This is a genomic window from Rhodococcus sp. 05-339-2, from assembly GCF_002258965.1.
GTDB lineage: Bacteria > Actinomycetota > Actinomycetes > Mycobacteriales > Mycobacteriaceae > Rhodococcoides.
Map to the genome: position 1 here is coordinate 712,990 of NZ_NOYW01000004.1, position 24,620 is coordinate 737,609.

Sequence of the window (24,620 nt, forward strand, 5' to 3'; positions counted from 1 at the left end):
ACGTACCGCACCACAGCCCTAGGAGTCACCCCATGACAGCGTCGACGACACAGTCCACCAACCTCACCGGCCGGATGCTCATCGCCGGCGTCCCGGTCTTCGGTGCCGGCACGCAGATTCACGGAGTCGACCCAAGCACCGGCGAGGATCTCGAACCCGCCTACGGTCACGGCAACGACACCGACGTCGAGAAGGCCTGTGCCGCAGCCGCCGAGGCGTTCGCCGACTACCGCGCCACGTCCTCGGAGACCCGCGCTCAGTTCCTCGAGACCATCGCCGACAACATCGCCGCCCTCGGCGACACTCTGATCGAGCGCACCGTTGCCGAGTCAGGACTCCCGCTGGCGCGCATCACCGGCGAGGTCGGCCGCACCACCGGACAGCTGCGCCTGTTCGCTTCGGTTCTGCGCGAGGGCAGTTGGAACGGTGCCCGCATCGATCCGGCACTGCCCGAGCGCACGCCACTGCCCCGCCCCGACATCCGCCAGCGGCAGATTCCGTTGGGCCCGGTTGCAGTGTTCGGGGCCAGCAACTTCCCGCTCGCCTTCTCCGTCGCCGGCGGCGACACCGCTTCTGCCCTCGCGGCCGGATGCCCCGTGGTGGTCAAGGCACACGATGCCCATCCCGGAACGTCCGAGCTGGTCGGTCGAGCAATCGCCGACGCTGTGGCCTCCACCGGAATGCCCTCGGGCACATTCTCACTCCTGTTCGGCTCCGGCCGCGGACTCGGTACCGCTCTGGTGACCGATCCGCGCATCAAGGCCGTCGGATTCACCGGATCCCGTTCGGGTGGAACGGCCCTCGTGGCCGCAGCGGCCGGTCGTCGCGAGCCCATCCCGGTGTACGCGGAGATGAGTTCCATCAACCCGGTGTTCGTCATGGACGGCGCACTCGCCTCCCGCGGGGCCGAACTCGGCCGCGCCTTCGTCGCATCGCTCACGATGGGCTCGGGGCAGTTCTGCACCAACCCCGGCCTCGTGATCGCCGTCGACGGCCCAGGCCTGCAGTCCTTCACCGACGCGGCCACCACAGCGGTGCAGGAATCGACCCCCACCACGATGTTGACCCCGAACATCGCGTCGAGTTACGCGGACGGTGTCGCCACGCTGTCCGGTTCGGTCACCGAGATCGCCCGTGGTACCGAAACGGACGCTCCGAATGCCTGCCGCGCAGCACTGTTCGACACCGACGCCGACACGTTCCTCACCTCCGAGGCCGCGCAGGCCGAGGTCTTCGGCGCGTCGAGCCTCATCGTTCGCTGCACCGATGCACAGCAGGTCCGGGATGTCGCCGCGCTGCTCGAAGGCCAGCTGACCGCGACCGTGCACGCCGACGAGTCCGATCATGCCGAGGCAGGCAAGCTCCTCTCGGTTCTCGAACTCAAGGCCGGGCGCATCCTGTTCGACGGATGGCCCACCGGCGTCGAGGTCGGCCACGCGATGGTGCACGGCGGCCCCTTCCCCGCCACGTCCAACTCCCGCACGACATCGGTCGGATCGCTCGCCATCGAACGCTTCCTGCGTCCTGTCTCCTACCAGGACGTACCGACTTCCCTGCTGCCCAGCGCAATTGCCGACGGCAATCCCGACGGGATCTTCCGCCGCATCGACGGCCGGCTCACCCAAGACTGACACACCCCACCCAATTCTCGAGGAGACCACCATGCTCGACGGAGTCCTGTTCTTCCCCGTCACCCCGTTCACCGCCTCCGGCGAGGTCGATTACGACCTGCTGGCCGCTCATATCGCGAAGGGTGTCGACGCCGGACCCGGTGGAGTGTTCATCGCCTGCGGCACCGGCGAATTCCACGCCCTCGAAACCGAGGAGTTCGGCAAGATCGTGCGCACCGCAGTCGACGTCGTCGCGGGTCGCGTGCCGGTCTACGCCGGTGCAGGCGGATCCGTCGCCCAGGCAAAAGCATTCGCGGCGAGCGCGAAGTCGAACGGTGCTGACGGCATCCTGCTGCTCCCGCCCTACCTGGTGACGATGCCGCAGGCCGGCCTGGTCAACTACACCAAGGCCGTTGCCGCCGCGTCGGATCTGCCGTTGATCGTCTACAACCGCGGCAACGCCCGCTTCACCGAGGACTCGGCAGTCGAGGTGGCGCAGTTGCCCACCGTCGTCGGATTCAAGGACGGCACAGGAGATCTCGACCAGGTCGGCCGCATCGTCCGCGCGGTGTTGGACGCCCTGGAACCGTCGGGCAAGTCTTTCCAGTTCTTCAACGGTCTGCCCACCGCGGAGGTCTCGCAGCAGGCGTACCGCGCGATCGGGGTCACGCTGTACTCGTCCGCGACGTTCGCGTTCGCACCCGAACTGGCCCTGGCGTTCTATCGTTCGCTCGACAGCGGCAACGACGAGCTCACTGCCGCACTGCTTCGCGAGTTCTTCCACCCGCTGGTTCGCCTGCGCGACAAGGTTCCCGGCTACGCCGTCTCTCTCATCAAGGCGGGCGTGACGATGGAAGGGATCGAGGCAGGACCGGTTCGTCCGCCACTGGTGGACATCAGTGCCCCGCACCTCGAGGAACTGACCGCGATCGTCGCCGCCGGCCGGGCCGTGTTGGCCGACGAGCTCGCGGTGCACTGATGCAGGATCCGGTCCTGATCACCGGCGCTCGGATCACCCCGATCGCCTTCGTCGATCCTCCGTTGCTCAACACCGTCGGCGTGCACCAGCCCTACGCACTGCGCGCGATCATTCAGCTCGACACCGATGCCGGTGTCGTCGGCCTCGGTGAGACCTACGCCGACACTGCGCATCTCGCCCGACTCGACGCGGCCGCGCAGGCCATCACCGGCCTGGATGTGTTCGCACTCAACGCCGTTCGAGACGCTGTCGACACCGTGCTGGGGACGCTGTCGATCACCGGCGGAGACGGCGTGGCAGGAATGATCACCACTGCCAGCACCACCGACCGAGTGTTCTCACCGTTCGAGATCGCCTGCCTGGACGTGCAGGGGAAAGTGCTCGGTCGGCCGGTGTCGGATCTGCTCGGCGGGAAGGTTCGCGATTCGGTTCCGTTCAGTGCGTATCTGTTCTACAAGTGGGCAGCGCATCCCGGTGGACGACCGGATTCGTGGGGTGAGGCCGTCGACCCTGCTGGTCTGGTACGGCAGGCCCGAAAGATGATCGACGAGTACGGCTTCGAGGCCATCAAGGTCAAGGGTGGTGTCTTTCCGCCCGACGAAGAGATAGCCGGAATCAAGGCACTACGGGAAGCGTTCCCCGAGCTGCCGCTTCGGCTCGACCCCAACGCGGCGTGGACGGTCGACACGTCCATCCGCGTCGCGGCCGAACTCGACGGCATCGTCCAATATCTGGAAGACCCGACTCCGGGGCTGGAGGGTATGGCAGAAGTCGCGCGGGAGGCGAAGATGCCACTGGCGACCAACATGTGCGTCGTCGCATTCGATCACCTGAAGCCGGCCGTACAGAAGGACTCGGTTCAGGTGGTGCTGTCCGACCACCACTACTGGGGAGGTCTGCAGCGTTCGAGGCTGCTCGCCGGAATCTGCGAGACCTTCGAGATGGGCTTGTCGATGCACTCCAACAGCCACCTCGGCATCAGCCTGGCCGCGATGGTGCACCTCGCCGCGGCAACGCCCAACCTCACCTACGCCTGCGACACTCACTGGCCGTGGAAGGACGAGGATGTCATCGTCCCGGGTGTCCTGAACTTCGTCGACGGGGCAGTGGCCGTTCCCACGGCCCCGGGTCTGGGCGTCGAGATCGACGAGGATGCTCTGGCGGCGCTGCATCAGCAGTACCTCGATTGCGGAATCCGGGATCGCGACGACACCGGATACATGCAGAGCATCGATCCGAGCTTCCAGAACACCTGCCCGCGCTGGTAACGCGAGTCCCTGCACCCGCACAGCGCTAAACTCGCCCGAGGTCGTGGGGATCTGTGCGAGAGGTTAGTCCTGTGAACAGTGGCTGGCAGTATTCCCCTGCCTCGGTGGCTCGCACGTCCGGAGTCAACTGTCTGGTCAGCGGCCTTGTCGGTGTCACCTCGATCGCGACAGAAGGTCCTCGGGCCGCTCCGATCCTGCTCGCACTTGCGGTGTCGTGGTGCGGACTGGGCGTGTACATGATCGCCGCGGCACCGGTGCTCTCCCGTCGCCTGTATCTGATGATGCACCTGTCGGGACTGACCAGTATCGCGCTGTTCTGCACCGCAGCGGGCGGGCACACCGTCGCACTGTCGGGAATCTTTCTGCAACTGCTGCTGGTGACGCCCGCCTTCATCGTGCTTCCTCATCGCGTCGCACGTCGGACGACCGTGCTCAATGCGCTCTACATCGCGTATCTGGGCATCGTGGTGGGAGAGATCGATCCTGCGCTGGTGATCAACGCCGAGCTCGTGTTGATCGCGATCGCCATTTCTGCGGCGTGGGTACAGAGCGTGGCGTCGAACTCCGAGATCGACCACCTCACCGGGCTCTCGAATCAGCGACGCCTCAGCCGTGAACTGGATGCGCGGCCCGGCACCAGAGGCAGTTCGAGAATCGATGCGATCGCTGTCGTGGACATCGATCGGTTCAAGGTGATCAACGACGACTTCGGGCACGCGGCAGGCGATCACGCACTCGAGCTCGTCTCGTCCGCTCTCCGCACGTGCCTGCCTCGGCAGTACCTGCTCAGCCGCTCCGGCGGCGACGAGTTCACGGTGCTGTGCACGTCGGGCTCGGTCGCCGAGTTGAGCGCCGCCGTCGACTGCGTCCGGGCCGAGCTACCGTCGGATCTGACGATCTCGGTGGGAGTGGCGGGTAGGCAGGGCACCGAGTCCGCCCGCACCACTCTCGGCCGAGCCGATCGGGCGCTGTACGAATCGAAGAACCTCGGCCGAAATCGCACGACCGTCCACGACTAGGTCAGCTCGAAGCACCGACCTTGCGGAACAGCAGATCGATCATCGTCCGTTTCGATGCCTCGTCCTGCGGGTGTGTCAACATGGCCTCGATGACGAAGACGATCATGCGGGTCGCCGGTTCGATGTCGGTGTCGGCGACCCCGTCGTTGCGCAGCTCGACGGCTATCCACTGCTCCCACAGCGCATGGAAGTCATTGTGCCACTTTTCTATACAGGCCGAGACCGAAGTGCGCGAGTGGACCGTGTCGACCAGTCGGTGATATTTCTCCAGCTCGTCCACGACCCAGAGAACCTGCTCGGTCACCGACTTGTCGGCGAGGGCAACGAACCGGCTCAGTGCGTCGGCATGGATCTCGTCCAGCACGCCGACCAGTAGCTCGTCCTTGTCACCGAAGTACCAATAGATCGTATTGGTCGTCACTCCGGCAGCGGTGGCGATCCGCCCCATCGGGGTGTGCTCGTAACCGTCGTCGACGAACAGCGACCGAGCTGCGTTCACGATCTCGGAACGCTTCTCGGCGCGATCGACGGGTCGACGGTTGCGCGGCATTCCACGATCCTATCTTGATCGACATTCAAGAGGCTGCTAGCTTCTTGAATGCCGATCAAGAATCCGAAAAAGGGACGACCGACATGAGTGCCGACAACCAGAGCCGATACACCCGAACCGACGAATGGTTCGACTCGGAAGGGGTCCGTTGCGCCGTCGCGGTGTACCGACCCGCCGAAACCAGCGGGGATACCCCTGCCGTCGTCATGGCCCACGGCTTCGGCACCCCACGCGTCATTCGCCTCTTCGCCTACGCAGAGGTCTTCGCCCGCGCCGGTTACACCGTTCTCGTCTTCGACTACCGGCACTTCGGTGACAGCGACGGGGAGCCGCGACAGCTGCTCGACATCGGCAAGCAACTCGTCGACTGGCGCAACGCCGTCGCCTACGCACGAACACTCGAGGGCGTCGACTCGGATCGCATCGTCGGTTGGGGTACTTCCTTCGCAGGCGGACACGTGCTCACTCGGGCCGGCGCAGGCGAGAACTTCGCGGCCGTCATCGCCCAGATCCCACACGTGGACGGAATCGCGGCCGTGCGCGCGACCGGGCTTCGGCGCACTCTCCAGCTGGCCCCGTCAGCGGTGATCGACCGGATCCGCGCACTGCGCGGACGATCACCCCGATACGTGGACTCGGTCGGCAATCCCGGTGACCTGGCTGTCATGACCTCACCCGACGCCGTTCCCGGACGCGACCGACTCCTCCTCGAATCAGGCCTGAGCGAGGGCGACTACCCGGAAAACGTTGCCGCACGGATACTCCTGCGCATCGGGCTGTACTCACCCAGCCGCACCGCGTCGTCCATCCGATGCCCGGTGCTGTTGCAGATCATGTCCGACGACGTGGTCACACCGGCGTACGTCACCGTGAAGGTCGCAGCGAGAATTCCCGACGCCACCGTGCACATCCACAAGGGCGGACACTTCGATCCCTATGTGCAACCGTTGTTCCCCACCATCGTCGACGAGCAGCTCGCGTTCCTGAAAAGAGTTGTGCCGGTGCAGTAGAGCTACCGCTCGGCAGAGTCGGTGTTCGTCAACGGGGCGACGATATTGGCGAGCATGGTCGCGATGGTGGCGACGACGATGCGTCGTTCCGCGGCGTAACCGCTCTGGTACCAGGTCATTGCGGTGTGGCTGATGCCGCCGATCGCGGCGGTGGCGAGCAGGTCGATATCCACATCGGGCCCCGACTCCACGTCGCCCGCGAACGTGCGGAGGTAACCGAGCAACAGCGTCCCGAATTGCTGCATCACCGTCAGATACGTCTGCTCCACACGAGGACTGACCCCGAGCACCTCCATCCACACCACCCGGGCCAGGTGTGGGTCCTCGACGACCCGAAAGAAGGGATCGAGCAACTGTTCGGCGGCGGCTCTGAGGTCGCCGTCGGAATCGATATCCGCCATCGTGTCGGACACCGAGTCGGTCAGGTGTGCAATGCATTCCGCGTACACGGCGAGCAGGAGATCCTCGGTCTTGTCGAAGTACTGATAGAAGTGCCGGTCGGCGATCTTGGCCTCGCGGCACAGTCCGCGCACGGTGGCCGCTCGGTATCCGACGCTGCCGAACACCCGCAGTCCGGCGTCCAGCAGTTGCCGCCGCCGTCGGTCGTCGCGGTCGGCGGCACTCTCACCGCCGTAGGCCCGACCGGCCGCTTCGGACACCGAGCTCATGACCGTCGGGCATCCAGTTCGGCAGTCAGACGGATCAATTCGGCGTCCCGCTCCATCGTGGCGTCCATGATCGGGTTCACGATGCCGCGCAGTATCGAGATCGGAATCCAGCGACCGGGTACGGCGATGCGCGCAGCTCTTCGTCCGATCCCTCGAACGGCCACCCGGGCGAGCTTGTCCGGGGTGATCGGGCGGAGCAGCGGCGTGGGGAAGGCGCGGTCGATCATGGCTGTCGCGACGTCGTCGCCGCCGAATGCGACCTCGGCGATCGGCGTCGCGACCCATCCCGGATACAGCACTCCCGCTGTCGCTTTCGTGCCCGCAAGTTCCGCGCGCAGAGCACGCCCGAGCTGTTCGACCGCTGCCTTCGATGCCGCGTACGGTGCATTCGCCAGGCCGTTGAGGTACGCGTACGTGGACGAGGTGATCAATACGTAGCCGCCGGACTCGACGATGTGTGGGAGGGCGGCACGCACCGTGTTCCACACGCCGATCAGGTTGACGCCGATGACGCGCTCGAAAACTCCGTCTTCGACGGACCGTATGGTCGATGCCTGTGCACCGCTGGAGATTCCGGCGTTGGCCATCACGATGTCGAGCGTGCCGAAGGTCTCGATCGCGGTGGCGACGGCCGCGTCGAGCTGCTCCCGCACGGTGACGTCGGCGTAGGCGATCGCCACGCGCTGGTTGCCCAGTTTCGCCGCCACGGACTCGAGGTCGGTCGATTTCATGTCGACGAGGACGATCGACGCACCGCGTCGATGCAGCGCCGACGCAACGGCGGAACCGATGCCGCCTGCCGCTCCCGTGATCAGCGCTACCTGGCCCGAGTGATCCTTCATGCCGACACCTCGTCTTTCGCAGTCGCCTCGGTGGGCGAGAAGTGAATGTGGTGTTCCTGCGGACGAAATCGCTTGGCCCACCGGCGGAAGGTGAAGCTGAAGCCGGGGAACATCGCCACGACGTGCCCGGATTTGGACTGATACCAGCTGTGGCAGCCGCCGTCCTTCCAGACGGTGCCCTCCATCTCGCGGTGAATCTTGTCGGTGTAGGCCTGTTCTGCATCTGCAGTGACCTCGATCGCCAGTGCCCCACTGTGCCTGACGGCGTCGATCGCCCGCACGATGTACTCCATCTGCGCCTCGATGAGGAAGATGGCGGAGGTGTGACCGATACCGGTGTTCGGTCCGGTGACGACGAAGAGATTGGGAAAGCCGGGAATCGTGGTGCCGAGGTAGGCGCGCGGGTACGGATCCCAGACCTCGGACAGGGCCCGGCCGTCGCGGCCGATCACCGGGTACGAGATGACGCCGTCGGTGGCGTCGTATCCGGTGGACCACACCAGCAGATCGACGTCGACGTGTTCGCCGGTGGTGGTGACGATTCCGGTTTCGGTGATCTCGGCGATACCGTCGTTCCTGTCGTGCAGAGTGACGTTCGATTTCCCGAGTGCCGGATAGAGCGTGTTGGACAGCAGCACTCGCTTGCAACCGATGGTGAAGTCCGGGGTGACCTTGGCCCGAAGTTCGGTATCCGGAACCTGAGACTCGATGTGTTTCAGAGCAGTTCGCTGGGCTACGGCTTTGAGCATTCGCCGCGAGTACTTGAACCCGATGATTCGGGTCTCGAGCGTCCAGTAGATGCCGGCGCGAACCGCCCTTCGAATCGGTTCGATGCGCAACAGCTTTCGCTGGATCGCCGTGAATTCACGATCGTGGCGCGGCATCACCCAATGCGGGGTGCGCTGAAAGACGTGCAGCTGCTCCACGTCGGGTTGGATCGCGGGGATCACCTGTGCGGCGCTGGCACCGCTGCCTACGATCGCCACTCTCTTGCCGGCGTGGTCGCACTCGGTGTGCCAGTCGTTGGTGTGGAACTGGGTGCCCTGGAACTTCTCTCGCCCGGGGAACGGCGGTACGACGGGTGTACTGAGTGGTCCCGACGCGTTGACGACGAACTTCGCCGCGTAGTCACCCCGCGAGGTGGTGATGGTCCAGTGGTCTCCCGCCCATTCGATCTTCCGGACGTCGGTGTCGACATGCGTACGAGCCGGCAGACCGTTCGATTCGAGCACGTGGTCGGTGTATCGCTCCAGTTCCTCGCGTTCGGCGAACATGCGCGACCACTCGAACGGCTCGGAGGCGATCGAGTACAGCGGACTCTGCACGTCGACGGCCGCGCCCGGGTAGCGGTTCTGCTTCCACGTGCCGCCGAGGAAAGGACGCCTCTCGAGAATGACGAAGTCGTCGATCCCGCGATCGAGCAAGGCCTTGGCGGCGCACTGGCCACCGAAGCCGCTGCCGATGATGACCACACTGTGCATCTGCATATCGACTGACCCTCCCACGGGCGCGGCATCCGATGACGCGCGTCATCACTTTAAAGTGATGACGCGCGATTCCGCAATGGAATCGAGTCGACCCGCCAGAGGTCAACGACGGGCCGCGTACCGCACCAGGGACGCCCCCGACGGAAATGCTCTGCACTCCAGGAGGCGCAACCACTGCGACGGAGTTCCGTCGAACAATCGTTCGCCGTGCCCGCGCACGTAAGGGAACTGGAACAACCGGTATTCGTCCACGAGGTCCAACGCGATCAACTCCCGACACAGGGTGATACTCCCCGTGCAGACGATGTCCGATCCGCTCGAATTCTTGATCCTCGTGACCTCGTCGATCAGTCGGCCGGACAGCACGGTCGAGTTCACCCACCCGGGGTCTGTCAGCGTCGAGGACACGACGTACTTCGCGACGCGGTTCAGGTGATCGGTCACACCGGTTGTGTCATCGGTTTTCGGACCCCAGTAGTCGCGCATACTCTCGAAGGTCGAGCGCCCCACCAAGAATCCATCCGACTCGTCTCTCTGCGCGGCCAGCGCCGCGTCGAGCTCGGGGTCCCCGCCTGCCCGAGCGAACCAGTCGTCGGTCGCCTCGATGACTCCGTCGACAGTGATGTTCTGTGTGATCACCAGTGAGCGCATGCTCGACGTCTACCACCCCAACCGCACGTCCGAATCACGATCGCCCGAAAATGGTCGAAGACTGCGCCTCCGCGCGTGCGCAACCGTTGGTGTGCGGACCGGGGTCGACGCAGGTCGAGACCCACCCGTAGCGTTGGACGCATGTCGCGATCACCACGTAACCGGAAATCCCCCGCCGCTCCGAGAAAGCGAGCCTCTTCCGCACTCCAGGCCGGGCACCTTCGCGTGATCGCAACCGGCGGTCTGGGCGAGATCGGTCGGAACATGACCGTGTTCGAGTTCGACGGAAAACTGCTCATCGTCGACTGTGGTGTGTTGTTCCCCGAGGAGCACCAGCCCGGCGTCGACGTCATCCTGCCCGACTGGAGTTGCATCCGGGACCGCCTCGACGACGTCGTGGCGATCGTCCTGACGCACGGGCACGAGGACCACATCGGCGGCGTCCCGTACCTGCTGCGCGAGCGCGGTGACATTCCCGTCATCGCGTCGCGGCTGACGCTTCATTTCCTGGCCGCCAAGTTCGACGAGTTCAAGGTCTCGACGACGCTGATCGAGGTCGAAGCGGGGCAGACGCGTCAGGAAGGCCCGTTCGAGCTCGAGTTCGTCGCCGTCAACCATTCGATCCCCGACGGCCTCGCCATCGCCATCCGTACCGACGCAGGCCTGGTGCTGCACACCGGCGATTTCAAGATGGATCAGTTCCCGCTCGACGGTCGCATCACCGACCTGCGTAGCTTCGCGCGCCTCGGCGAGGAAGGGCTCGATCTTCTCCTCGTCGACTCGACCAACGCCGAGGTTCCCGGGTTCATGGTCTCCGAACGCGATCTGGTCCCGGCCATCGAGAAGGTGTTCCGCGAAACGTCGGGACGCGTGATCGTCTCGAGCTTCGCCAGTCACGTCCACCGCATTCAGCAGGTGCTCGACGCCGCGCATGCGCAGGGCCGCAAGGTTGCGTTCGTGGGGCGATCGATGGTGCGCAACATGAAGATCGCCACCGATCTGAGCTACCTCGACGTACCCGACGGGCTCGTGGTCGATCTGCCGAAGCTCAACCGGCTTCCGGCGCACAAGATCACGCTGATCTGCACCGGATCGCAGGGCGAGCCCCTTGCCGCCCTCTCGCGGATGGCGTCGGGCGAACACCAGATCAAGGTGGGCGACGGCGACACCGTACTGATGGCCAGCAGCTTGATCCCCGGTAACGAGAACGCGATCTACCGGGTCATCAACGGTCTCGTCGAGAAGGGTGCACGCGTGGTGCACAAGGGAAATGCCAAGGTGCACGTCTCCGGCCACGCCAGCGCAGGCGAGCTCGTCTACTGCTACAACATCCTCGAACCCGCCAATGTGCTTCCCGTCCACGGTGAAGCGCGACACCTACGCGCCAATGCCGATCTCGCGATCAGGACCGGCGTACCGCGTGATCGTGTGCTGATCGCCGAGAACGGAAGCGTCATCGACCTGTTCGACGGCGTCGCACAGATCACCGGAAGTGTCCCCATCGAACTGATCTACGTCGACGGCAGTGCCGTCGGTGGGGTGACCGAGGATTCGTTGGCCGAGCGCCGGCTGCTCGCCAACGAGGGCGTCCTGACCGTCATCGCCATCGTCGATCCCGATACCGGCCTGCTGGTCGACGACGTCGACTTCATCGGACGCGGATTCGCGCACGAGGCCAACGCTTTCGACTCGTTGGCCAAGGCGATCGGCAAGACCCTCACCCGCGAGAGCGACGTGAACGTGGCCTCCCGCGAGCACATCGAAAAGCGCATCGTGCAGGAGTCGGCGCGCTGGGCCAAGCAGACCCTGGGCCGTCAGCCCCTCATCGTTCCGGTCGTCGTCGACGGCTAGAGCGCGTCTTCTCGGTGACGCGGTGGCGTAGCCGCACCAAAGTCGCGCGTGGAACGGCTGCTGCCCGGTACGCCAGGCCGGCCTGTCGTGCCGGGTAGCCGGTCCCCCCGCCCGATCCGAGCAAATTGTGCGTTCGGCCCCTGTGGATGGTTCCGGCCCCTAGAGTCGTGTGAATAGCTCCGGTAACGATCCGGAACGTCGACCGGGGGGTCTCGATGGGGAAGTACGCGAAGTTCGGCCGTCGGTATGCGGCGGTGGTCGCTGCGGTGTCACTGGTGGTGTCGGGCGGGCAATGGTCGGCGGCTGCCGATCCACTCGGCGATTTCCAGAATCCGCCGCGCACCGCCGAATCGATCGCCGCGACACCACTCGACGATCCGTGGGTCGTGCCGCCGCCCGGATACGAAACAACTGCTCCCGGAACAGTTCTACGGACCCGCAGCGTCACCGTCGGACCACTTGTCACCCCGGTCACCACCACCCAACTGCTGGTCGCCTCGACCGACGCGAAGGACCGCCCCGCTGCCATCGTCACCAGCGTCATCGTCCCGACCGCGCCCTGGACCTCGCCCGGTCCGCGCCCTGTTGTCGCCTACAACATGGCCATCGATTCGCTCGGTGCCACGTGCGAGCCATCGTGGACCATGCAACGCGGCATCGCTCCGGAATTGGCACCCGTGCAGCTGCTTCTGGCGCGGGGCTACGCCGTCGTCGTCACCGACCATCAGGGGCCGCGCCATGCGTACGCCGTCGGACCGATGGCGGCACATGCCGTACTCGACGGTCTGCGCGGAGCGGTCACGACCGCCGCGATCGGCCTCGATCCGACTGCGCCCCTGGGCATCACGGGCTATTCGGGTGGGGCGATCGCATCGGGCTGGGCCGTGCAGGAGGCTCCGGCCTACGCCCCCGAACTGAACATCGTCGGCGCAGCGTTCGGCGGAACGCCCACCGACTTCGCGCTGCTCCGTCAGTCCATGAACGGCAACGCCGCGTCGGCGGTGTTCCTCGCGGCAGCGATGGGCGTTGCGCGCGAGTACCCCGAGATGCTCTCGCTCTACAACGACGACGGGTGGCGGCTCGCACAGGCGTCGAAGGACCTGTGCATCGTCGGGATCGCTCCGTTCGGGATTGTTGCTCCGATCCGTATCGAGTCACTGTCCATCACTCCCGATGCGTTCAATTCACCGCTGGCGCTCGCGGTTGCCGATCGGAATCGGTTGGGAGACGGCGGAACTCCGACGGCACCGGTGTTCATATATCACGGACAGCAGGAGTTCTGGATTCCGAAGGAAGGTCCGGAGACCGTGTTCGACAAGTGGTGTTCACGCGGAGCCGACGTCCGCCTCGAGGAATACCTGGGTGAACACAGCATCGTGGCCGGCACCGGAGCTCCCGCTGCGTTCGCGTGGTTGGACGACCGCCTCGCGGGAATTCCGGTTCGACCCGGATGCAGTAGCTTCGGCCGCTAGAGCCGAACCTACTCGCTCCGGACTGCTGCTCCGCGAGTCGACAGCACCTCGGTCAGCTCCTCGGCGTAGGCGAGCTGCCGCCGCAGCGTGCGGCAGCTGTCCTCGGCCTTGGTATGACATTCCCGAACGAAGGCCGCGGCCGACGACCTCGCGTCGTCGGCCGCGTTCTCGTCTCCGAGGATGTCGAGGGATTCCAGGAGCTGTTTCATCTCGGCCAGGGTGAAGTCGAGCGGCTTCATCCGGCGGATGACGAGCAGACGCTCGACGTCGGTCTCGGTGTACAGCCGAAAACCACCGGCCGAGCGAGCAGAGGGGGTGACCAGGCCGACGTCGTCGTAATGACGAACCGTGCGGATGGACAGCTCGGTGCGTTGAGCCACCTGTCCGATCTGCATGTGTGTGCCGTCGTCTGCCATGTGCCGCCTCTCCTCGCCCGAGCGTCCACCCTAGTCAGTGCTCGCCGCCCAGGTTTCCACTGAGACGATCGTGCCGCTCGACCGACGGCGCGTTCATACCGACGATCTTCACCGTCTTGCCCTTCGCCGCGTACTTGGTGGTGATGGCGTCGAGAGTCGCCACGGTCGAGGCGTCCCAGATGTGCGACTCGGACATGTCGATGACGACGTTCTTCGGATCTCCGACGTAGTCGAACTGATAGATCAGATCGTTGCTCGACGCGAAGAACAGCTCACCCTTCACCGCGTAGACGCGCGTGTCCTCGTCCGGATGAGCCACATCGACCACCTCGGTCAGGTGCGCAACCCTCCTGGCGAACAGCACCATCGCGGTGACGACACCGACGACGACGCCGTAGGCCAGGTTGTGGGTGACCACGGTGACAGCGACCGTAACAACCATGACGAGAGTTTCGCTCTTGGGCATGCGCCGCAACGTCTTCGGATGAATGCTGTGCCAGTCGAAGGTGCCGACCGACACCATGATCATCACGGCGACCAACGCGGCCATCGGAATGAGCGCGACGATGTCACCGAGCCCGACCACCAGGATCAGCAGGAAGGTGCCGGCGAGGAACGTCGAGATACGGGTTCGAGCACCGGAGACCTTGACGTTGATCATGGTCTGGCCGATCATCGCGCAGCCGCCCATACCGCCGGTGAACCCGGTGACCAGATTCGCCACACCCTGACCCCATCCCTCACGAGTCTTGTCGGAGTGCGAATCGGTGATGTCGTCGACGAGCTTGGCCGTCATCAGTGATTCGAGCAGACCGACCAAAGCGATCGCGAGCGCGAACGGCGCGATGATCGACAGCGTGTCGAACGTGAAGGGCACGTCCGGTATCAGGAACGACGGCAGCGAGGACGGTAGCTCGCCCTCGTCGCCCACGTCCGGGACGGCCAGCGCGAAGACGAGAGTGACGGCGGTGAGTATCACGATGGCGATCAGAGGTGCAGGCACGACGGTGGTGAGCTTCGGTAGGAAGAACATGACGAGCAGTCCGGCCGCGACCATCGGGTACACCAACCACGGCACCCCGATCAGGTACGGCACCTGCGAGGTGAAGATCAGGATCGCCAGCGCGTTGACGAATCCGACCATGACGCTGCGTGGGATGAACCGCATGAGTTTGGCGACACCGAGGACGCTCAACACGATCTGCAGGACTCCGCCGAGGATCACCGCGGCGATGAGGTAGTCGAGGCCGTATTCACGGGCCAACGGGGCGACAACCAGGGCGATCGCTCCGGTGGCCGCAGAGATCATCGCCGGTCGGCCACCGACGATGGAGATGGTGACGGCCATCGTGAACGACGCGAACAGCCCGACGCGCGGATCGACACCGGCGATGATCGAGAACGAAATGGCTTCCGGGATCAAGGCCAGCGCCACCACCAGCCCAGCAAGAACCTCGGTTTTCAGTCGCCTCGGTGAGCGCAACGCACCCAGCACCGAGACGTCTTCGACGGCGGTGGCAGGCACCTGGGCAGCTCGAGACACGACAACTCCGTTCGATGGGTGCGAGGGACTGCGACAGGTTCGGCGTCCGCTCCGCCGGCAACTCTACTCTTACCGGAGAGAAGGTTGTCAATCGTCGAGGTTTCGACGAGGTGCGCTAGATTCATACGAGAAACACGCCGAAACCCCCCAGCGCGATGCAAGGAATGAATGGATGTTCTCGCTCAACAGGCTGTCCTGCTTCATCGCTGTCGCCGAGGAGTTGCATTTCGGCCGGGCTGCCGAGCGGCTGCACATGACACAACCGCCGCTGAGCAGACAGATTCAACAGCTCGAAAGTGAAGTCGGCGTTCAGCTCATCGACCGCACGAGCCGGTCGGTCACCCTGACCGCCGCGGGCCTGGCCTTCCTTCCCGAGGCTCGACGCATCCTCGACCTCGCCGAGGGCGCATTGCTGACGGTGCGACGTGTGCCCACCGGAGACCTGGGGACCGTCGTCGTCGGATTCACCGGCGCATCGGCGCACGCGGTGCTGCCGCAGTTGCTCGACGCCGCACGCGACAAACTCCCCGACGTGAAACTGGTTCTCCGCGAGATGGTCTCGTCGGTGCAGATGGAATCCTTGGCCGTCGGCGATCTGGATCTCGGATTGGCCCGGCCACCACTCAAGCGGCCGGGTATCGCATCGCGGCCGGTGCTGCACGAGTCGTTGATCGCCGCCATGCCCCACGACCACCCTCTTGCCGAGAAGGCCGAACTGACGGTGGAGGACTTCGACGAGCAGCCGATCATCATGTACTCACCCGTCGATGCGCGGTACTTCCACGAACTGCTGATCAGCACGTTCACCATCGTCGGCGTCACCCCGCGCTACGTGCAGTACGTGACCCAGGTCCACACCATGCTGGTCCTCGTCCGCTCGGGCATCGGATTGGCACTGGTGCCGGAGTCCGCGTCGACCATGCGTCCGAAAGGTGTTGTGTTTCGGCCGGTTCGGACCGTCAAGGAACGGCCTGTCGAGCTCGACGCAGCCTGGCGGCCGGACAACGACAACCCGGCACTGCACCGCTTCATGACCGATGTACTGCCGACGCGTGAGTGGTCGTGATGCGCCGCTGATCGAGTTGCCGAGCGTGCCCGAAACCGCAAGTGAGCGCCCTTTTCACCGACTGCGCGCCCCCGATCAGGTCATAGCGGGGGCGCGCAGTCGATAAAAGCGGTGCGAGGTCCCCGTTTGCGTGATCGATGTGATTCGACACGGCAGGACCCGCCGATGACGCGCACTCAGCGCGGCAACCCCACCGGTGGCTTGACGGCCGTCACCGGGCAGTGTGCCTCGAGGAGGACGCGCTGAGAGATGCTGCCCATGAACAATTTTCCGACGGGTGATCGACGCCGGATGCCGATGACGACGAGCTGAGCCTGCTCGTCGAACGAGAGGTCGATCAGATTGTCGGCATGCGAGCGGCCTGCTTCGTTGTCGTGAATCTTCGTCGTGACACCGAGCGCCGACGCCTCCTCGCGAGCCGATTCGACGGTGGCAGCGAAGTCCGCCTCCCCTGCGCTGTCGTTCTCGGCCACGATGAGCAAGTCCGTTTCGCGCATGAGTGCCTCACGAAACGCGAAGGGCAGTGCGCCTTTTCCTTCGGTGGTCGGCGAGTAGCCGACGACGACGGTCATCGTGTCACCGGGGTGACGAGGGTGCCGTCGGCCAGGAAGCGATCGAGGTTCTCGAGCGTGAGCGCTTCCATCGCGGCGCGGGTCTCCACCGTTGCGCTACCCACGTGCGGCAGCAGCACCACGTTGTCCATCGCCACCAGAGCGTCGGGCACGTTCGGTTCGTGGGCAAAGACGTCCAGGCCGGCACCGGCGAGCTGCCCCGCTGCAAGCAACTCGATCAGCGCTTCCTCGTCGACGACGCTTCCGCGCGCCACGTTGATCAAATAACCCTGCGGCCCCAGCGCTTCGAGCACAGCTCGGTCGACCAGATGCGCAGTTCCCGAGCCGCCGGACGCGGCGATGATCAGCACGTCGACGTTCTCTGCGAGCGCTCTCGGGCCGGCAGCGTAGACATACGGCGAACCGTCGATCTCGTTACGATTGTGGTACGAGATCTCGCAGCGAAACCCTCTGAGCCGATCGGCAATTGCCGAACCGATGCGGCCGAGTCCGATGATTCCGACGCGCGTGCCGGTGACCTGACGCGTCAGTGGCGTGTTGCCCTCGGCGGGCCAGCGGCCGGCACGCACGAATCGCTCGGCGGACGAGAGCCCGCGCACGGTATCGATCAGCAAGCCGACAGCCAGGTCCGCCACGCAATCGGTCAGCACGTCGGGGGTGTTGCTCACGGCGATTCCGCGTTCGGCTGCGGCGTCGACGTCGGTGGTGTCGTAGCCGACACCGAAGTTGACGACGGCTCCGAGCTGGGGCAACCGGTCCATCAGCGCAGCATCGACTCCGGTCCGGCCGGAGGTGACGACCGCGGTGATCGAACTGCCGTGTGCGGCCAGAAAGTCCTCGCGCTCGTCGCCCTCGGGAAGAACCAGCGCGTCGTACTCGGAAACCAAGGTGTCCATCAACGACGGTTTGAGTGGTCCCACTCGGAGCACTCGACCGCCCTGATGCGAATCCTGCTGCGACACAGAGGTTTTCTCTGAGCTGACGGTGACCATTGTTCTCCTCGCGAGATGGTGGAACGTGCGCGTTTCCTGTACGGTATGCCGCTTCTCGAATACCTGTCCAACACGGAAATAACATGGACCGATACCCAAACGGCATGAACGACGCATTGCCGATGCCGCCTCGACCACCCCGACCTGCATCGGGCCTGGTCAGTCCCCCATGCCTGTTACCCAAACCCCATCGAAGCGTCCGGTGTGACCCACGAAACTGCTCGAAAACCGGTTCTCGTCCGGTTGACGATGAAGATCGCACGCTCCTACCGTGTGTCTACCGTCACAGATTCGGCTGCGACATGCAGACGCGGATCCTTTTTCCCACTGGAGGCCACCATGAGCCCTGCACTCTTCGTGCAGCAGGGACGGAACCATCGCGTCATCGCATCAGCCGTTGGCGCACTGTCACTTTCGTTGATCGTGAGCGGCTGCACAGTCGCCAACTCCAACAACGGTGGAGCCGCTCGCGCCGACACCCTGCGCATCGTTCTGCCGCAGGAACCACCGACCCTCGAGGCGTGCGATGTCTCGCTCACGTCGGTCGGGGTCGTCACCCGCTCGAACATCACCGAGCCCCTCATGGAACGCAACCCCAGCACCGGCGATCTCGAGCCCAAGCTCGCCGACTCGTGGGAACAGACCTCCGACACGGAGTGGACGTTCACGATCCACCCCGGCGTGACCTTCAGCGACGGCAGTCCCTTCGAAGCCGAGGACGCCGCGTTCTCCATCGACCGCACGGTCAATTCGGAACTGGGCTGCAACGTCGAAGGTTATGTGTTCGGTGACGCGAACCTGGTGGTGAACGCGGTCGATCCGATGACACTGACTGTGCAGTCCCCGGAACCCGACCCCATCCTGCCGCTACGTCTGTCGTTCGTCGAGATGGTCCCACGCACAGCCAGCTACACCGAGCGCGTGCGTGAACCGATCGGAACGGGACCGTTCGCGATCGAACGCTGGGACTACGGACAGAAGCTCTCGCTCGTACGCAACGAGACCTACTGGGGTCCGAAGCCCGAGTACGCCAGGGCCGAATACCAGTGGCGCAGCGAGGGAAGCGTCCGCGCCTCGATGGTGACCAACGGCGAGGCCGAGATCGCAACATCGGTCGGCCCGGAGGACGGGGCAGGTGACCTGGGAGTCGCTTACCCCAACAACGAGACCACGGCGCTCCGCATCCAGGCAGCGCAGCCGCCGCTGGACGACATGCGGGTGCGGCAGGCGATCAACTACGCGATCAACCGCGGCGGCATCGTCAAAGCACTGTTCCGCGGACTCGGCTCGCCTGCAGCGCAACTCATCTCCGAGGGTGTCGTGGGATTCAACGAGGACTTGACGCCGTGGCCCTACGACATGGACCGGGCCCGCACGCTGATCGACGAGGCCCGCGCCGACGGCGTACCCGTGGACACCGAGATTCGACTCATCGGGCGCACCGGACAGTTCCCCAAGATCAACGAAACAGTCGAGGTGATCCAGAACTCGCTGTCCAAGATCGGCATGAACGTCAAGATCGAAATGATGGACGCCGCCGGCACTGCCGAATATCAGGAACGCCCGTTTCCGGACGTCGGACCCTACCTGCTGGTCATTCAGCACGGTAACCAGGCCGGCGACTCGGCCTTCACCGTCGACCAGTACTTCACCAGCGACGGATTCCAGAGCGCCTACGGCACAGCGGAATTCGACAAAGAGATCGCCGCGGCGGGCGCATTGACCGGAGAGGACAGGCAGGACGCGTACGCGCAGGTGTTCGCCGACGAACCGAAGGACATCATGCAGATGGCCTACATCGCGCACATGAACGGTGTGCTCGCCAAGGCGTCGTCGGTCGACTACACCCCCAACTCGGCCACGGTCGACGAAATGCATCTCGCCGCGATGACTCGCGCCGATACCGAGAGGCCCTGACATGTTCAGATTTCTCCGCAGACGGATCTACACCAGCCTCGTTCCGCTGTTCGTCGTCCTGCTCGGCGTGTTCTTCCTCGCTCGGCTCACCGGCGACCCCACCAGCCTGTACCTACCCGAGTCGGCAACTCAGGCCCAGCGCGAGGCGTTCCGCGCCACCAACGGATTCGATCAGCCGGTGCTGACGCAGCTGCTGGACTACTTCAAGGGCGTCGTGCAACTCGACTTCGGGCAGTCGCTCCGTACCGGCGAGGACGCGTCGGCGATGGCACTGCGCGCATTCCCGGCGACACTGCAGCTGGCGTTCGCGACGATGTTCCTCGCGATCCTCGGTGCCGTGATCATCGGCTGCTGGGCCGCGTACCGGCCCAACTCGCTTGCCGATCGCATCTCGAGCCTGCTGTCGATGACCGCAGCCAGCATTCCCGATTTCTGGTTCGCCATCATGGGCGTCTACGTCTTCGCGATCCTGTTCGGCTGGCTGCCCACCTCCGGTGTCGACAACGGAATGCTCTCCTGGATACTGCCGATCGCGACTCTGCTCATTCGTCCCCTCGGAGTCCTCACCCAGGTGGTGCGCGGCGCAATGGTCTCGGCACTGTCGGCACCGTACGTGCGACTCGCGAGAAGCAAAGGGGCAGGCGATCTCCGGGTCGTCACCCACCACGCCCTGCGTAACGCAGCCGCACCGGCGCTCACGGTCGCAGGCGACCTGATGGTGGGTCTCGTCAACGGAGCGGTGGTCGTCGAGGCCATCTTCGGCTGGCCGGGCATCGGAAAACTGATGATCGACGCCATCCTGCAGCGCGACTTCGCAGTTCTCCAAGCGGCCGTGCTGTTGACGGCGGTGTCCATCTTCGTGCTCAACATCGTCATCGACGCCTGCTACGCACTGCTCGACGCCCGGGTTCGCGACAAGGTGAAGGTCTAGGAGAAACTGATGTCACTCGACTTCGAAGCACCGAAAACGTCCGAGCCCGAGGATGTTCCACCCCAGAGTCCGGTGGAAGCCCGCAAGGCGTCAGCCCCGCTGTGGAAGCTGCTGCTACGCGACAGGGTCGCCACCGTCGCCGCCGCGATCCTGGTGCTGGTCTTCCTCACCGCGGTCTTCGGCCCGATGCTGGTCGGCGACTCGGCGACCGATCAGGACCTCGACCGCTCCAACCTGCCACCGTTCACCCTCGACACCGGGTGGATGAACATACTCGGCACCGATCCATTGGGCCGCAGCATGCTCGCCCGGTTGATCGTGGCCAGTAGAACCACACTCTCGGTTGCCGTTCCGGCCGTCATCCTCTCGGCGATCATCGGCTCGTTCATCGGTATGTGGGCCGGCTTCCATCGAGGCTGGCGCGAGACCGCAGCGATGCGCGTTGCCGACGTGATCCTGAGCTTCCCGTCCCTGCTGATGGCGGTCGTCGTGCTCTACGTGTTCTCCCCCAGCGCCGCCAACATCGTTCTGGTCCTGACGGTCACCCGCATCCCGATCTACCTGCGCACCGCCCGCGCGGAGTCGGCCGAGCTGCAGAGTCGGTTGTTCGTCGATGCCGCACGAACATTCGGCGCGAAGAGCGGATCGGTGATCAGACGCCACGTGGCCCCCATCCTGCTACCGACCCTGCTCACCGTCGCGACCCTGGACTTCTGCTTCGTCATTCTCGCCGAGTCGTCACTGAGCTTCCTCGGCATCGGCATTCAGCCGCCGGACGTCTCGTGGGGCCTGATGGTCTCGCAGGGCCGCACCTACCTGCAGACCGCGTGGTGGCTCTCGTTCTTCCCCGGTCTGGCCATCGTGCTGACCACCGTCTCGGCCACCGTGCTCGCCGCGTGGGCGCGCATCGCCACCGATCCAGCGCAGCGCTGGCGACTCAATGTGCCCCGCTCCAAGCGATCTCGCCTGCTCCCCGTACGAAAGGTCGTCTCATGAGCGCACCGGCAACCGCACCTCGACGCGCCGATACCGGCAGCGTGGCCCTGGACGTGCGCGGACTGACCGTCGATCTGCGGACCCCGTCCGGCGTCATCCGCGCCGTGGACGACGTCACCTTCACCGCCCGCCGCGGCGAAACCCTGGCCCTGCTGGGTGAATCCGGCTGCGGCAAGTCCATGACGGCACAGGCCATCGTCGGGTTGCTCGAACCGATCGCAGACATCACCGGCGGTTCGGTCGAGATGGGCGAGATCGACCTGGTGACGGCCAAGACCAAGGTGCGACGCACGGTCGCGGCCACCGAACTGGCCATCGTCTTCCAGGACGCACTGACCGCCCTCAATCCGGTCTACACCGTGGGAACCCAACTGGCCGAACCGTTTCGGATCCATCGCGGCATGTCCGGCAAGCAGGCACGAGCAGAGGCCATCGCGCTGATGGCCCGCGTGGGTATCCCCGAGCCCGAATCCCGTGCCGACTCCTATCCCCACCAGTTCTCCGGCGGCATGCGTCAACGCCTACTGATCGCGATGGCCGTCGCCCTGAGTCCGTCGGTACTGCTCGCCGACGAACCGACCACCGCCCTCGACGTGACGGTGCAGGCACAGATCATGGCGCTGCTCAAGGAACTACGCACCGAACACGACATGGCCGTCGTACTCATCACCCATGATCTCGCCCTGGTGGCCGAGGAGGCCGACCGAGTCGCGATCATGTACGCGGGCAACGTCGTCGAGACCGGACCGGTGTCCGAGGTGTTCGGCGCACCGCGACACCCGTACACCAAGGGCCTGCTGGACTCGGTACCCGTCCACGCAGTCCGCGGTGAGGATCTGAAGTCGATCGGCGGCACCCCACCGGACCTGCACTCCATTCCCGACGGGTGCGTCTATCAGGCCCGCTGCCCGTTGGCCCGCGAGATCTGCATCAGTACTCGTCCCCCGCTCGAATCCGTCGGCAGCGGCCGGATGTCGGCATGCCACTTCCCGAACGAGGTATCCAGCCATGTCTGAGCAACTGTTGACCGTCCGCGGCCTGAACAAGACCTTCGACGTCGGCCGCGGCAAGCTCCGCGCCCTCGACGCCATCGACCTGGACCTGCGCCGCGGTGAAACCCTCGGCCTCGTCGGCGAATCCGGCTGCGGCAAGTCCACTCTCGCGCGCACCCTGATGATGCTCGAACGACCCGACTCGGGCACCGTCGCGTTCGACGGCACGGATCCGTTCGCGCTGCGCGGCAAGGAACTGCTCGCGTGGCGTCGGCGGGTACAGATGGTCTTCCAGGACCCGTACGGTTCGCTCAACTCACGAATGACCGCCGGGGACATCATCGGCGAGCCGTGGCGAACCCACAAGAGCCTGTACAGGACTCGACGCGACCGCTCCGCGCGCGTACGTGAGCTGCTGCATCTGGTGGGTCTTCGGCCGAGCGACGAGAACCGCTTCCCGCAGGAATTCTCCGGCGGTCAACGCCAACGCCTCGGTATCGCGCGCGCTCTGGCACTGAATCCCGACGTGATCATCTGCGACGAGCCGGTCTCCGCACTCGACCTCTCGGTACAGGCACAGGTGCTCAACCTGCTCAACGACCTGCAGAAGCAACTCGGCATCTCGTACGTGTTCATCTCGCACGACCTGTCGGTCGTCCGACACGTCGCCGACCGCGTCGCAGTGATGTACCTCGGCCGCATCGTCGAATCCGGGGCCACCGAAGCAGTGTTCGACCGTCCGGCTCACCCGTACACAGCGGCATTGATGTCGGCCGCACCCACACTCGACGCGTCGACGCGCGGGACGAAGATCCTGCTGAAGGGCGAGGTACCGTCGCCGCTGAACCCGCCGTCGGGATGCCGATTCCGCACGCGCTGCTGGAAGGCGACCGACTTGTGCGCCAGTGAGGCACCCCCGGTGGCGCTCGACGCCGACGAGGCCGATCACATCGCCGAATGCCATTACCCGCTCGCAGCAGGCAACCTCGGCCTCGTCGCTGCCGGGACGTGATGTCGACGCAGCTGAGCATCACCGGCTTCGTCGTCGTCGCCCTGGCGATCTTCTTCGCATCGGCGATGCAGGCGTCGATCGGATTCGGCATGGGCATGCTCGCCGCGCCGATCGTGGCGATCGTCGACCCCGGCCTCATCCCGGCAACGCTGATCATGCTCGCCGTTGTCGTCAGTGTGCTCGTTCTGGTTCGCGACCGCACTGCCCTCGACCTCTCGGGTGCCGGGTGGGCGCTCGCCGGTCGCCTCCCCGGTTCGGCGGTGGGTGCTTTGCTGCTCGTCCTGCTGCCCGAACGCGGACTGGCGATTCTGCTGGCACTGGTGGTGCTGGGCGGCGTCGCACTGACGTCGTTCGGCTGGGTCCCCCTGCCGCACAGACGAAATCTGATGGTGGCCGGGGCCGCGTCGGGAATTCTGGGAACGGCCACCTCCATCGGCGGGCCGCCGATGGCGCTGGTGTGGCAACGCAACACCGGAGCCGAACTGCGCAGCACCATGAGCTGCTTCTTCCTCGTCGGCTCACTCATCTCGCTGGCGGTGCTGGCAGTGGCCGGGGCAGTGGACACCCACACAGCGACGCTGTTCGTGTTCCTGGCCCCGGCGACGATTCTCGGCTTTCTGCTGTCACGGGTGGTCAATCGAGTTCTCGATCGCCGACGCCTGCGGATCGTCGCGATCACCGTCTCCGCCGTCGGAGCGCTCGTGCTCGTCGCCCAGCAAGTTCTCACCCTGTTGTGAGACTCGACGCGTCACGTGTCGCATCGGCTCCATTGGGTA

Annotated in this window: 23 protein-coding genes; 14 read left to right on the plus strand and 9 right to left on the minus strand. The window is 65.1% G+C overall.

The genetic code is table 11. The annotated features are described in order from the left end of the window. Positions 1-32: 32 nt before the first annotated feature. The 4 genes from CH273_RS04400 (at position 33) to CH273_RS04415 (ending at position 4,876) form a co-directional block, all read left to right on the plus strand. Entirely contained in the window at positions 33-1,631 is a 1,599-nt protein-coding gene (locus CH273_RS04400; protein WP_032396700.1) for an aldehyde dehydrogenase (NADP(+)), read from the plus strand. 31 nt (positions 1,632-1,662) lie between these two features. Then, positions 1,663-2,589: a 5-dehydro-4-deoxyglucarate dehydratase gene (locus CH273_RS04405; RefSeq protein WP_032396701.1), complete on the plus strand. Its 927-nt coding sequence runs from the start codon at positions 1,663-1,665 to the stop codon at positions 2,587-2,589. After that, entirely contained in the window at positions 2,589-3,857 is a 1,269-nt protein-coding gene (locus CH273_RS04410; protein WP_032396702.1) for a glucarate dehydratase family protein, read from the plus strand. Before CH273_RS04405 ends, CH273_RS04410 begins: the two co-directional genes overlap by 1 nt. Before the next feature lie 104 nt (positions 3,858-3,961). After that, on the plus strand, positions 3,962-4,876 hold the full coding sequence (locus CH273_RS04415; protein WP_143546175.1) for a GGDEF domain-containing protein: 915 nt from the start codon (positions 3,962-3,964) through the stop codon (positions 4,874-4,876). A 1-nt stretch (position 4,877) separates the two neighbouring features. Here CH273_RS04415 and CH273_RS04420 read toward each other — a convergent pair whose 3' ends face one another. Next, entirely contained in the window at positions 4,878-5,426 is a 549-nt protein-coding gene (locus CH273_RS04420) for a TetR/AcrR family transcriptional regulator (protein WP_032396703.1), read from the minus strand. An 83-nt stretch (positions 5,427-5,509) separates the two neighbouring features. Here CH273_RS04420 and CH273_RS04425 point away from each other — a divergent pair, with 83 nt between their 5' ends. Next, a complete protein-coding gene (locus tag CH273_RS04425; protein WP_032396704.1) occupies positions 5,510-6,436 on the plus strand; it encodes an alpha/beta hydrolase in 927 nt (308 codons plus the stop codon). 2 nt (positions 6,437-6,438) lie between these two features. Here CH273_RS04425 and CH273_RS04430 read toward each other — a convergent pair whose 3' ends face one another. From CH273_RS04430 to CH273_RS04445, 4 genes are all read right to left on the minus strand, one after another. Next, positions 6,439-7,104, minus strand: a complete 666-nt coding sequence (locus tag CH273_RS04430; RefSeq protein ID WP_052049890.1) for a TetR/AcrR family transcriptional regulator — start codon at positions 7,102-7,104, stop codon at positions 6,439-6,441. Beyond that, positions 7,101-7,946, minus strand: coding sequence for an SDR family NAD(P)-dependent oxidoreductase (locus tag CH273_RS04435; protein ID WP_032396705.1), 846 nt, complete (start codon positions 7,944-7,946; stop codon positions 7,101-7,103). The genes CH273_RS04430 and CH273_RS04435 overlap by 4 nt, the downstream gene beginning before the upstream one ends. Continuing rightward, positions 7,943-9,433, minus strand: coding sequence for a flavin-containing monooxygenase (locus tag CH273_RS04440; RefSeq protein WP_032396706.1), 1,491 nt, complete (start codon positions 9,431-9,433; stop codon positions 7,943-7,945). The genes CH273_RS04435 and CH273_RS04440 overlap by 4 nt, the downstream gene beginning before the upstream one ends. Before the next feature lie 102 nt (positions 9,434-9,535). Next, complete coding sequence (locus CH273_RS04445; protein WP_032396707.1) at positions 9,536-10,084, minus strand: dihydrofolate reductase family protein; 549 nt, start codon at positions 10,082-10,084, stop codon at positions 9,536-9,538. A 225-nt stretch (positions 10,085-10,309) separates the two neighbouring features. Between CH273_RS04445 and CH273_RS04450 the strand changes: the two genes are divergently transcribed. Together CH273_RS04450 and CH273_RS04455 are read left to right on the plus strand one after the other, a co-directional pair. Then, entirely contained in the window at positions 10,310-11,935 is a 1,626-nt protein-coding gene (locus CH273_RS04450; protein WP_032396708.1) for a ribonuclease J, read from the plus strand. Positions 11,936-12,150: 215 nt separating this feature from the next. Continuing rightward, positions 12,151-13,407 (plus strand): lipase family protein, encoded by a 1,257-nt coding sequence (locus CH273_RS04455; RefSeq protein WP_032396709.1) that lies wholly within the window; start codon positions 12,151-12,153, stop codon positions 13,405-13,407. A gap of 8 nt (positions 13,408-13,415) precedes the next feature. Here the strand turns inward: CH273_RS04455 and CH273_RS04460 are convergent, their stop codons facing one another. Both CH273_RS04460 and CH273_RS04465 read right to left on the minus strand, forming a co-directional pair. Then, positions 13,416-13,823: a MerR family transcriptional regulator gene (locus CH273_RS04460; protein WP_032396710.1), complete on the minus strand. Its 408-nt coding sequence runs from the start codon at positions 13,821-13,823 to the stop codon at positions 13,416-13,418. Positions 13,824-13,857: 34 nt separating this feature from the next. Next, positions 13,858-15,366, minus strand: a complete 1,509-nt coding sequence (locus CH273_RS04465; RefSeq protein WP_032396711.1) for a SulP family inorganic anion transporter — start codon at positions 15,364-15,366, stop codon at positions 13,858-13,860. A gap of 172 nt (positions 15,367-15,538) precedes the next feature. Here CH273_RS04465 and CH273_RS04470 point away from each other — a divergent pair, with 172 nt between their 5' ends. Beyond that, on the plus strand, positions 15,539-16,432 hold the full coding sequence (locus CH273_RS04470; RefSeq protein WP_032396712.1) for a LysR family transcriptional regulator: 894 nt from the start codon (positions 15,539-15,541) through the stop codon (positions 16,430-16,432). Positions 16,433-16,608: 176 nt separating this feature from the next. Here the strand turns inward: CH273_RS04470 and CH273_RS04475 are convergent, their stop codons facing one another. Next, positions 16,609-17,004, minus strand: coding sequence for a universal stress protein (locus CH273_RS04475; RefSeq protein ID WP_032396713.1), 396 nt, complete (start codon positions 17,002-17,004; stop codon positions 16,609-16,611). Further along, complete coding sequence (locus CH273_RS04480) at positions 17,001-17,996, minus strand: 2-hydroxyacid dehydrogenase (RefSeq protein WP_082322578.1); 996 nt, start codon at positions 17,994-17,996, stop codon at positions 17,001-17,003. The genes CH273_RS04475 and CH273_RS04480 overlap by 4 nt, the downstream gene beginning before the upstream one ends. Positions 17,997-18,335: 339 nt before the next feature. Here CH273_RS04480 and CH273_RS04485 point away from each other — a divergent pair, with 339 nt between their 5' ends. Genes CH273_RS04485 through CH273_RS04510 form a run of 6 tightly spaced genes read left to right on the plus strand, consistent with a single transcriptional unit; the run spans position 18,336 to position 24,581 of the window. Further along, positions 18,336-19,913 (plus strand): ABC transporter substrate-binding protein, encoded by a 1,578-nt coding sequence (locus CH273_RS04485; RefSeq protein ID WP_032397265.1) that lies wholly within the window; start codon positions 18,336-18,338, stop codon positions 19,911-19,913. Position 19,914: 1 nt separating this feature from the next. Next, positions 19,915-20,844, plus strand: a complete 930-nt coding sequence (locus CH273_RS04490; RefSeq protein ID WP_032396714.1) for an ABC transporter permease — start codon at positions 19,915-19,917, stop codon at positions 20,842-20,844. Positions 20,845-20,853: 9 nt separating this feature from the next. Then, a complete protein-coding gene (locus tag CH273_RS04495; protein ID WP_032396715.1) occupies positions 20,854-21,840 on the plus strand; it encodes an ABC transporter permease in 987 nt (328 codons plus the stop codon). After that, on the plus strand, positions 21,837-22,856 hold the full coding sequence (locus CH273_RS04500) for an ABC transporter ATP-binding protein (protein ID WP_032396716.1): 1,020 nt from the start codon (positions 21,837-21,839) through the stop codon (positions 22,854-22,856). Before CH273_RS04495 ends, CH273_RS04500 begins: the two co-directional genes overlap by 4 nt. Further along, on the plus strand, positions 22,849-23,844 hold the full coding sequence (locus tag CH273_RS04505; RefSeq protein ID WP_032396717.1) for an ABC transporter ATP-binding protein: 996 nt from the start codon (positions 22,849-22,851) through the stop codon (positions 23,842-23,844). The genes CH273_RS04500 and CH273_RS04505 overlap by 8 nt, the downstream gene beginning before the upstream one ends. Next, the gene (locus CH273_RS04510; protein ID WP_082322579.1) at positions 23,844-24,581 is read left to right on the plus strand and encodes a sulfite exporter TauE/SafE family protein; all 738 of its coding nucleotides are present in this window, start codon (positions 23,844-23,846) and stop codon (positions 24,579-24,581) included. Before CH273_RS04505 ends, CH273_RS04510 begins: the two co-directional genes overlap by 1 nt. Positions 24,582-24,620 lie beyond the last annotated feature (39 nt).

What these genes read in the sequence shown, in the direction of transcription:
- CH273_RS04400 (WP_032396700.1), top strand. Translation starts at nt 33, where the DNA reads ATGACAGCGTCGACGACACAGTCCACCAACCTCACCGGCCGGATGCTC.
- CH273_RS04405 (WP_032396701.1), top strand. Translation starts at nt 1,663, where the DNA reads ATGCTCGACGGAGTCCTGTTCTTCCCCGTCACCCCGTTCACCGCCTCC.
- CH273_RS04410 (WP_032396702.1), top strand. Translation starts at nt 2,589, where the DNA reads ATGCAGGATCCGGTCCTGATCACCGGCGCTCGGATCACCCCGATCGCC.
- CH273_RS04420 (WP_032396703.1), bottom strand. Translation starts at nt 5,426, where the DNA reads ATGCCGCGCAACCGTCGACCCGTCGATCGCGCCGAGAAGCGTTCCGAG.
- CH273_RS04425 (WP_032396704.1), top strand. Translation starts at nt 5,510, where the DNA reads ATGAGTGCCGACAACCAGAGCCGATACACCCGAACCGACGAATGGTTC.
- CH273_RS04430 (WP_052049890.1), bottom strand. Translation starts at nt 7,104, where the DNA reads ATGAGCTCGGTGTCCGAAGCGGCCGGTCGGGCCTACGGCGGTGAGAGT.
- CH273_RS04435 (WP_032396705.1), bottom strand. Translation starts at nt 7,946, where the DNA reads ATGAAGGATCACTCGGGCCAGGTAGCGCTGATCACGGGAGCGGCAGGC.
- CH273_RS04440 (WP_032396706.1), bottom strand. Translation starts at nt 9,433, where the DNA reads ATGCAGATGCACAGTGTGGTCATCATCGGCAGCGGCTTCGGTGGCCAG.
- CH273_RS04445 (WP_032396707.1), bottom strand. Translation starts at nt 10,084, where the DNA reads ATGCGCTCACTGGTGATCACACAGAACATCACTGTCGACGGAGTCATC.
- CH273_RS04455 (WP_032396709.1), top strand. Translation starts at nt 12,151, where the DNA reads ATGGGGAAGTACGCGAAGTTCGGCCGTCGGTATGCGGCGGTGGTCGCT.
- CH273_RS04460 (WP_032396710.1), bottom strand. Translation starts at nt 13,823, where the DNA reads ATGGCAGACGACGGCACACACATGCAGATCGGACAGGTGGCTCAACGC.
- CH273_RS04470 (WP_032396712.1), top strand. Translation starts at nt 15,539, where the DNA reads ATGTTCTCGCTCAACAGGCTGTCCTGCTTCATCGCTGTCGCCGAGGAG.
- CH273_RS04475 (WP_032396713.1), bottom strand. Translation starts at nt 17,004, where the DNA reads ATGACCGTCGTCGTCGGCTACTCGCCGACCACCGAAGGAAAAGGCGCA.
- CH273_RS04480 (WP_082322578.1), bottom strand. Translation starts at nt 17,996, where the DNA reads ATGGTCACCGTCAGCTCAGAGAAAACCTCTGTGTCGCAGCAGGATTCG.
- CH273_RS04485 (WP_032397265.1), top strand. Translation starts at nt 18,336, where the DNA reads ATGAGCCCTGCACTCTTCGTGCAGCAGGGACGGAACCATCGCGTCATC.
- CH273_RS04490 (WP_032396714.1), top strand. Translation starts at nt 19,915, where the DNA reads ATGTTCAGATTTCTCCGCAGACGGATCTACACCAGCCTCGTTCCGCTG.
- CH273_RS04495 (WP_032396715.1), top strand. Translation starts at nt 20,854, where the DNA reads ATGTCACTCGACTTCGAAGCACCGAAAACGTCCGAGCCCGAGGATGTT.
- CH273_RS04500 (WP_032396716.1), top strand. Translation starts at nt 21,837, where the DNA reads ATGAGCGCACCGGCAACCGCACCTCGACGCGCCGATACCGGCAGCGTG.
- CH273_RS04505 (WP_032396717.1), top strand. Translation starts at nt 22,849, where the DNA reads ATGTCTGAGCAACTGTTGACCGTCCGCGGCCTGAACAAGACCTTCGAC.
- CH273_RS04510 (WP_082322579.1), top strand. Translation starts at nt 23,844, where the DNA reads ATGTCGACGCAGCTGAGCATCACCGGCTTCGTCGTCGTCGCCCTGGCG.